Annotated in this window: 8 protein-coding genes; 4 read left to right on the forward strand and 4 right to left on the reverse strand. The window is 44.5% G+C overall.

The features are described from left to right. Nucleotides 1-29 precede the first annotated feature (29 nt). The 4 genes from AALA56_RS06890 to AALA56_RS06905 all read right to left on the reverse strand — a co-directional run bounded on the left by AALA56_RS06890 (nucleotide 30) and on the right by AALA56_RS06905 (nucleotide 2,847). Nucleotides 30-845 carry a TIGR03943 family putative permease subunit gene (locus AALA56_RS06890; protein ID WP_369909361.1) on the reverse strand — a complete coding sequence of 272 codons (816 nt, stop codon included), beginning with the start codon at nucleotides 843-845 and terminating at the stop codon, nucleotides 30-32. Beyond that, nucleotides 845-1,747, reverse strand: a complete 903-nt coding sequence (locus AALA56_RS06895) for a permease (protein ID WP_369909362.1) — start codon at nucleotides 1,745-1,747, stop codon at nucleotides 845-847. The genes AALA56_RS06890 and AALA56_RS06895 overlap by 1 nt, the downstream gene beginning before the upstream one ends. Nucleotides 1,748-1,750: 3 nt before the next feature. Then, nucleotides 1,751-1,882: an SPJ_0845 family protein gene (locus AALA56_RS06900; protein WP_115268879.1), complete on the reverse strand. Its 132-nt coding sequence runs from the start codon at nucleotides 1,880-1,882 to the stop codon at nucleotides 1,751-1,753. Nucleotides 1,883-1,989: 107 nt separating this feature from the next. Then, nucleotides 1,990-2,847, reverse strand: a complete 858-nt coding sequence (locus AALA56_RS06905) for an SDR family oxidoreductase (RefSeq protein WP_369909363.1) — start codon at nucleotides 2,845-2,847, stop codon at nucleotides 1,990-1,992. Nucleotides 2,848-2,998: 151 nt separating this feature from the next. On the opposite strand from AALA56_RS06905, the gene AALA56_RS06910 reads away from it, so the two are divergent. The 4 genes from AALA56_RS06910 to AALA56_RS06925 all read left to right on the forward strand — a co-directional run bounded on the left by AALA56_RS06910 (nucleotide 2,999) and on the right by AALA56_RS06925 (nucleotide 6,416). After that, the gene (locus tag AALA56_RS06910) at nucleotides 2,999-3,481 is read left to right on the forward strand and encodes an Rrf2 family transcriptional regulator (protein ID WP_369909364.1); all 483 of its coding nucleotides are present in this window, start codon (nucleotides 2,999-3,001) and stop codon (nucleotides 3,479-3,481) included. 43 nt (nucleotides 3,482-3,524) lie between these two features. Further along, nucleotides 3,525-5,657 (forward strand): Tex family protein, encoded by a 2,133-nt coding sequence (locus AALA56_RS06915; protein ID WP_369909365.1) that lies wholly within the window; start codon nucleotides 3,525-3,527, stop codon nucleotides 5,655-5,657. Next, nucleotides 5,644-6,081: a SprT family protein gene (locus tag AALA56_RS06920; protein WP_369909366.1), complete on the forward strand. Its 438-nt coding sequence runs from the start codon at nucleotides 5,644-5,646 to the stop codon at nucleotides 6,079-6,081. Before AALA56_RS06915 ends, AALA56_RS06920 begins: the two co-directional genes overlap by 14 nt. Before the next feature lie 65 nt (nucleotides 6,082-6,146). Beyond that, complete coding sequence (locus tag AALA56_RS06925) at nucleotides 6,147-6,416, forward strand: PspC domain-containing protein (protein WP_115271596.1); 270 nt, start codon at nucleotides 6,147-6,149, stop codon at nucleotides 6,414-6,416. Nucleotides 6,417-6,549 lie beyond the last annotated feature (133 nt).

Genomic DNA, 6,549 nt, shown 5'->3' on the forward strand with positions numbered 1-6,549 from the left:
GCACTAGAATATCTAGTGCTGTTTTTCATCTAAAACACACGATAAACATAAGGGTTATCGGGTTTGCTGGTTTCTTTGGCTTCTGTGATATGGAGAACTGGCAGGGTTTGCTTGAGGGTTTGGTTGTACTCAAGTTGGATTTCTCCGGTAGCTGTTACCCAAGTGTTGTCCTTAAAGGTTTGACTCGTGCCAGTCGTGAGAAGACCGTAAACGCCAGAGTCTGCGATACAATGGATGATCCCAAAGCGGAAAAGGAATTGATAGCCTGAGTGCTTGGGTTCATTGTAGACAAAGCCTGTGTAGGTGATTTTGCGTCCGGTAAAGCTGTCAGGATAGAGATAGATGAGCTCCATCACTTCCATGTAGTTGTCCGTGGTAATCTTGACAGGTCCAGTGCCTTGATACTTTTTGAGCTCTTTTTTCATCTCTTTTTCGTAAGCGCTAGAGGTGAAAAAGCTGCTGGTATCAGGTTTTAGGTATTGGACAGACGTCCCATCCTCACTGACACCGGACTTGCTAGAGCCAGCAGCCAGAGGAAAATTATAGCCTTTAGCTGAAACGGTCGTAGAGTCCAGTGTGACAGTTGGTACCAAAAGTCCGACCAAAACTGGAAAGAGCAGGATAAAGGGACTGGTAAATTTTGCCCATTTGCCAACCAAATGGCTGTGCAGCTTTATCTTTTTCATCCAGATGGTCAGCTGCACCACAGCTAGGATGAAAGAGAGCACCATAGAAATATAAGCCAGATAGGCGTAGTGCGTGTTGATGTACTGGTTGAGTTTACCTGTGATTTGCAGGTACATGGACAGCTCAAAGTAGCCTGCTAAAACTAAAAAGCGAAACATCACATCACCCCCACAATCAAGCAATACAGAGCCACCAAGGTCGATGAAATCGTGACAAATTGGACGATGAACTTAGGCTTAAAGCTCTTTGCCATCATCATGAGATTTTTAATATCGACCATCGGTCCAATGAGTAAGAAGGCCATGACAGGCGCCACACCAAAGGTTGAAAGGAGTGACGCTCCGATAAAGGCATCCGCTTCACTACAAAGTGAGAGGATAAAAGCAAGCAACATCATGACTAAAATCGCCATGAGGGGGCTACGTCCGATGGTAGTCAAGAATCGTGTTGGGACAAAGATTTGCATGGCAGAAGCCACCAAAGTCCCAAAGACCAAATAGCGTCCTGTGTCGAAAAATTCATCAACAGCGTGCGCTAGCGCTAGAAAAATCTTGCGATACCAGGTCTCTCCAGAATAATCGTGGAAATGCGTATGACCCGTACCCTCTTTTAAGATGTCCTCATCAAGGACATAAGCTAGCAAACAGCCTAAGATGAGAGCGATCAGAAAGGCTCCTGTAAGACGCAGCCAGACAAAGCGCATGGAATTCCCAAAAGCAGAATAAGTTGCAAATAAAACAATGGGATTGATAATCGGTGCGGTTGTCAAAAAAGGAATGGCTGTGTAGGAGGAGACTTTCTTCTCCAGAAAACGGTTGATGATAGGCACAATCCCGCACTCACATGACGGAAAGACAAAGCCAATCAACGTTCCAAAGACAATTCGTAAGAACTTGTGCTTAGGCAAAAAACGATTGACCACATCTGGAGTGATGTAAACCTCGATAAAACCTGAAAAAATGGCCCCTAAAAGCACAAAAGGCAGTGCTTCGATGATAATGGAGAGAAAAATCGCAAACCATTGCAGGACATTATCAGGTAACTGATTGAAAATCGCCATAGGCTAGATGGTTTCCTTATCTTTTTTATCTTTAGCGTCTTTTTGTTTTTTCTTTTCTTGCTCAGGGTCGATGATAGTCGCAAATTGAGCAAATCTGCGCTCTAAATCGTCCGAACGTTTATGTGTTATCGCCATAAAAAATCCTTCTTTCTAAAAAACTGTGAGAAAACTCACTGATGATTATTATACTACACTTGTCTTAAAATAGCAGAGCAAAAAACTCCCTAGGCTAGGGAGTTTTCTTAGTTGAGGAGTTCAGATAAGCTGTCTACAAGCGGGGTCTGCGTACGACCGAGCGTTTTTTCAAGGTCTGAATGTTTGCTTTCTAAAAATCCAGCAGAGAGGGCTTCTTGCAATCCAGCAAGTTCCTGTGCGGCTTCTTGAGGCAAACCAACTGCTACAAGGAGATCAGCTACTTGAGTAATTGTTTTTTGTTTGGCAGGAATTGTGGTGTCAGTCATTTGACTGAGCGCTTGGGCGAGGTCGCCATAGGTGCGATTGTGTCCAGAGAGTTCTAGGATAGTTTTTGGTGTGTTGGCAAGAAGCACCTTAGCCCCAGCTTCAGCTAAGTCTTTACGAGATACCCAAGCGACCTTTGTATCGTTGCTAGTCACAAAGCTTAGCTCGTGAGATGTCAGCGCTTGTGACAATAGTGGCAGCTCATTTTCCAAATACCAGTTGTTGCGTAAGCTAGTATAAGTAAGACCCGATTCTTTAAGGAGTTGCTCAGTAAAGCGGTGGTCGTCCCCAAGGGCAAAGTCCTTAGCCACATCATCAATGCCAGCAAGTGACGTATAGGCAATAAAGGACACGCCAGCTTTTTTAGCGGCTTCGATGACATTTTTGTGTTCTTCTTGGCGGTTGCCAGGGATACCAGAGACAAAGAGGAGCTTGTCAATGCCACGAAAAGCTTGTTCAAGAGAGTCGGGTTTGCTGTAGTCACCGACACGGATGGTGATACCTTTTTCAGCCAAGTCTTTGCCTTTTTTTTCTGAGCGCACAAGGGCAAAAAGATTTTCAGTTGGGACTTGTCCAATAAGATAGTCCAATACTTGTGAACCGTAATCGCCTGTTGCGCCTGTAATCATATAAGTTGTCATGTTAATCTCCTTCGATAGAAGTTGTATTTTTATTTTATACAAGTATTGTAAACAAAACTTTTTAGCTTGTCAATAGATTTTGCTAAAAAATGTTTATTTATTTTGTATAAGTGTGCTATAATGGCATTATCTACTATAAAAGGAGCTTACAATGAAACAATCAGTACAGTTGAGCGATGCTGTTCACATCATGGTTTATATCACGGTCGAAAAAGATCCAGCTTCATTGAAAAGTAGCGTCATCGCATCCAGCATCCAAACCAATCCGTCTAATGTTCGCAAGATAATGGCAAATCTCAAAAAAGCAGGGCTTATCGTGACACAGCAGGGGAAGGTCACACCACAGCTTGCTCGCCCTGCAGACGCTATTAGCCTGCTTGATATTTTTAAGAGCCTACCGGGAGACAATCATCTCTTGCAAGTCGATACCAAAACCAACATGGATTGTGTGATTGGAGCTAATATCCAAGACACGCTGAGGGCGACCTATGATAAGCTTCAAGCAAATGTCGAAAAAGAGATGGCTGAGATTAGCCTAGCAGACTTGATTTCGGATTTGAGTGAGAAAGCTATCGCAAAAGATAGCAGTCAAGAGCAAAAGCTCAGTGGTTTTGTCAAAAAAAGAGAAGCATAGCAGGCTCTTATCTTTAGCCTATTCTTGTGGTATAATGGAAGGTATGGAAAATGCAAATATCAAACAGATCGCTACAGATCTTGGTCTAGGTGACCAGCAGGTTGAAAAAGTTATCGAGCTGACAAGTGAAGGCAACACCATTCCTTTCATCGCTCGTTATCGTAAGGAGCTGACGGGAAATCTCGATGAGGTTCAAATCAAGAGCATTATCGAGCTGGACAAGTCCCTCACGGCTCTCTCTGAGCGCAAGGCAGCCGTTCTTGCTAAGATTGAAGAGCAGGGCAAGCTCACTGAAACGCTCAAAAAAGCCATTGAGGACGCCAGCAAACTAGCAGATGTAGAGGAACTCTATCTGCCTTACAAGGAAAAACGTCGCACTAAGGCAACCATTGCTCGTGAAGCTGGGCTTTTCCCTCTGGCACGTCTCATTTTGCAAAATAAAACTTCGCTTGAAACAGAAGCCGAGAGCTTTGTTTGCGAGGGATTTGAGACAGTGGATAAGGCTCTTTCTGGAGCAGTTGATATTTTGATTGAAGCTTTGGCTGAGGACGTGTCTATTCGCTCCTTTGTCAATCGTGAAATCGAGCAGCACAGTCTCATCACCTCAACGCTCAAGGACGAGTCGCTTGACGAGAAAAAGATTTATCAGATTTACTATGACTTTAGCGAAGCTGTGCGCAAAATGCAGGGCTACCGTGTCCTAGCGCTCAATCGTGGCGAAAAGCAAGGTGTGTTAAAAGTGCACTTTGAGCATAATCTGGATGTTATGACACGCTTTGTGGAAGCCCGCTTCAAGGAGAAAAATGCCTACATCCAAAAAGCCATTCAGGAAGCGCTGAAGAAAAAAATCATTCCAGCCATGGAGCGCCGTATCCGCTCGGAATTGACAGAGCGTGCCGAAGACGGCGCTATCTCACTCTTTGCCCAAAACCTGCGCAATCTTCTCTTGGTCTCACCCCTAAAAGGAAAGATGGTGCTCGGTTTTGACCCTGCCTTTAGGACAGGAGCAAAGCTAGCTGTGGTGGATCAAACAGGAAAACTCCTCACCACACAAGTCATCTATCCAGTCCCACCAGCCAACCAAGCTAAGATTGCTCAGTCCAAAAAAGACTTGGCGCAGCTCATCGAGGACTTTGGGATTGAGATTATTGCCATCGGAAATGGTACAGCCAGCCGTGAGAGTGAAGCTTTTGTTGCCGAAGTGCTCAAAGACTATCCAACGGTTTCTTATGTCATTGTCAATGAAAGCGGGGCATCGGTCTACTCTGTTAGTGAGCTGGCACGAAAGGAATTTCCAGATCTGACGGTTGAAAAACGCTCAGCTATTTCCATCGCCCGTCGTCTCCAAGATCCGCTAGCTGAGCTGGTCAAGATTGACCCGAAGTCTATCGGTGTGGGGCAATACCAGCATGACGTCAGCCAGAAAAAACTGGCTGAAAACCTTGACTTTGTCGTGGATACCGTGGTCAACCAAGTCGGTGTCAATGTCAATACCGCAAGCCCAGCTCTTCTAGCCCACGTTTCAGGACTGAATAAGACGATTTCTGAAAATATCGTCAAATACCGTGAGGAAAACGGCATGATTGCTTCCCGTCAAGACATCAAAAAAGTCCCACGTCTAGGGGAAAAAGCCTTTGAGCAGGCAGCTGGTTTCCTGCGTATTCCAGAGTCTGACAATTTCCTTGATAATACTGGCGTTCACCCAGAGAGCTACAAGGCAGTTGAGCGTTTGCTTGAAAAGCTGGACATCACTCAGCTAGACGACAGCAGCAAGCAAAAATTGCAGGCTGTCGCCATTGCAGATATGGCAGAAGAACTGGCTATCGGGCAAGAAACGCTAAAAGACATCATTGAGGACTTGCTAAAACCAGGGCGTGATTTGCGGGACCATTTTGCAGCACCAGTCCTTCGCCAAGACATCTTGGACATTTCAGACCTGTCTCTTGGGCAAAAACTAGAAGGCACAGTGCGTAATGTCGTGGACTTTGGGGCGTTTGTGGATATTGGTCTCCATGATGACGGCTTGATTCACATCTCGCAGATGAGCACGACCTTTATCAATCACCCTAGTCAAGTGGTGTCGGTCGGTGATATTGTAACGGTTTGGGTCTCAAAGATTGACACTGAACGTGGCAAGATTAACCTGTCCTTAGTTGCGCCAAATGAACTTAACTGAATATGTCAAAAAAGTCTCTCAGGAGGACTTTAACAAGCCCTTTTTGCACCAAGCTTATTGGAACACTCGCCTAAGAACAACTGGCGGGCGCTTCTTTCCAGCGGATGGTCATCTGGACTTTAATCCTAAGATTTACCAAGCTTTTGGATGTGAGGTTTTTCGTAAAATCGTACGGCACGAACTCTGCCATTACCATCTCTACTACGAACATAAGGGCTTTCGCCATCGGGATAAAGAGTTTAAAGAACTCTTAGCTCAAGTAGACGGCTTACGCTATGCACCAAGGCTGAGTAGCGAGAACAACGCTTATTTCTATGAATGTCAATCCTGTCATAAAGTCTACAGCAGAAAACGCCGTATCAATACTTTAAAATACGTCTGCGGTTCATGCCGTGGACAGCTCATTCTCAAAAATCAGTCGTAAGGCTGATTTTATTTCACCAATCTTTTGCTACAATAATATCATAAAAGGAGGAGAGGGTGTTTCGTATGAAATCAATGTTTTATAAAAAACGCCAAAACAAACTACTGTGCGGTGTTGTGGCTGGTTTAGCCGATAAATTTGGCTGGGACTTGCCTATAGCACGTGTAGTGGCAGCGCTTTTGATGTATTTCTCAGGAATTGGGATTATCCTCTACATCTTGCTAGCTATCTTTCTTCCTTACAAAGAAGATATCGAGCGTGATAAGTATGGAACAGGACCTAGAAAACGTAAAGACGCAGAGGTCGTCCGTGATGACGACGGCTGGTTTTGGTAAGAAAAGCTGGTAAAGAAACAGGATTACAAGCTAAAACATAAAAAAGCAAAGCTTAGTTGAACAGCTCCCTGTCAAGTAGACAGTGAAATAATAAAATGATTAAGCAACCTGATTCCTGAATTCAAAAGGAGTC

The sequence above is a fragment of the Streptococcus hyointestinalis genome, from assembly GCF_041225505.1.
In the GTDB taxonomy this organism is placed as follows: domain Bacteria; phylum Bacillota; class Bacilli; order Lactobacillales; family Streptococcaceae; genus Streptococcus; species Streptococcus hyointestinalis_B.

Excerpts from the sequence above, each read along its gene's own strand:
- AALA56_RS06925 (WP_115271596.1), top strand. The coding sequence starts at position 6,147 with ATGAAATCAATGTTTTATAAAAAACGCCAAAACAAACTACTGTGCGGT.
- AALA56_RS06915 (WP_369909365.1), top strand. The coding sequence starts at position 3,525 with ATGGAAAATGCAAATATCAAACAGATCGCTACAGATCTTGGTCTAGGT.
- AALA56_RS06920 (WP_369909366.1), top strand. The coding sequence starts at position 5,644 with ATGAACTTAACTGAATATGTCAAAAAAGTCTCTCAGGAGGACTTTAAC.
- AALA56_RS06895 (WP_369909362.1), bottom strand. The coding sequence starts at position 1,747 with ATGGCGATTTTCAATCAGTTACCTGATAATGTCCTGCAATGGTTTGCG.
- AALA56_RS06905 (WP_369909363.1), bottom strand. The coding sequence starts at position 2,847 with ATGACAACTTATATGATTACAGGCGCAACAGGCGATTACGGTTCACAA.
- AALA56_RS06910 (WP_369909364.1), top strand. The coding sequence starts at position 2,999 with ATGAAACAATCAGTACAGTTGAGCGATGCTGTTCACATCATGGTTTAT.
- AALA56_RS06890 (WP_369909361.1), bottom strand. The coding sequence starts at position 845 with ATGTTTCGCTTTTTAGTTTTAGCAGGCTACTTTGAGCTGTCCATGTAC.
- AALA56_RS06900 (WP_115268879.1), bottom strand. The coding sequence starts at position 1,882 with ATGGCGATAACACATAAACGTTCGGACGATTTAGAGCGCAGATTTGCT.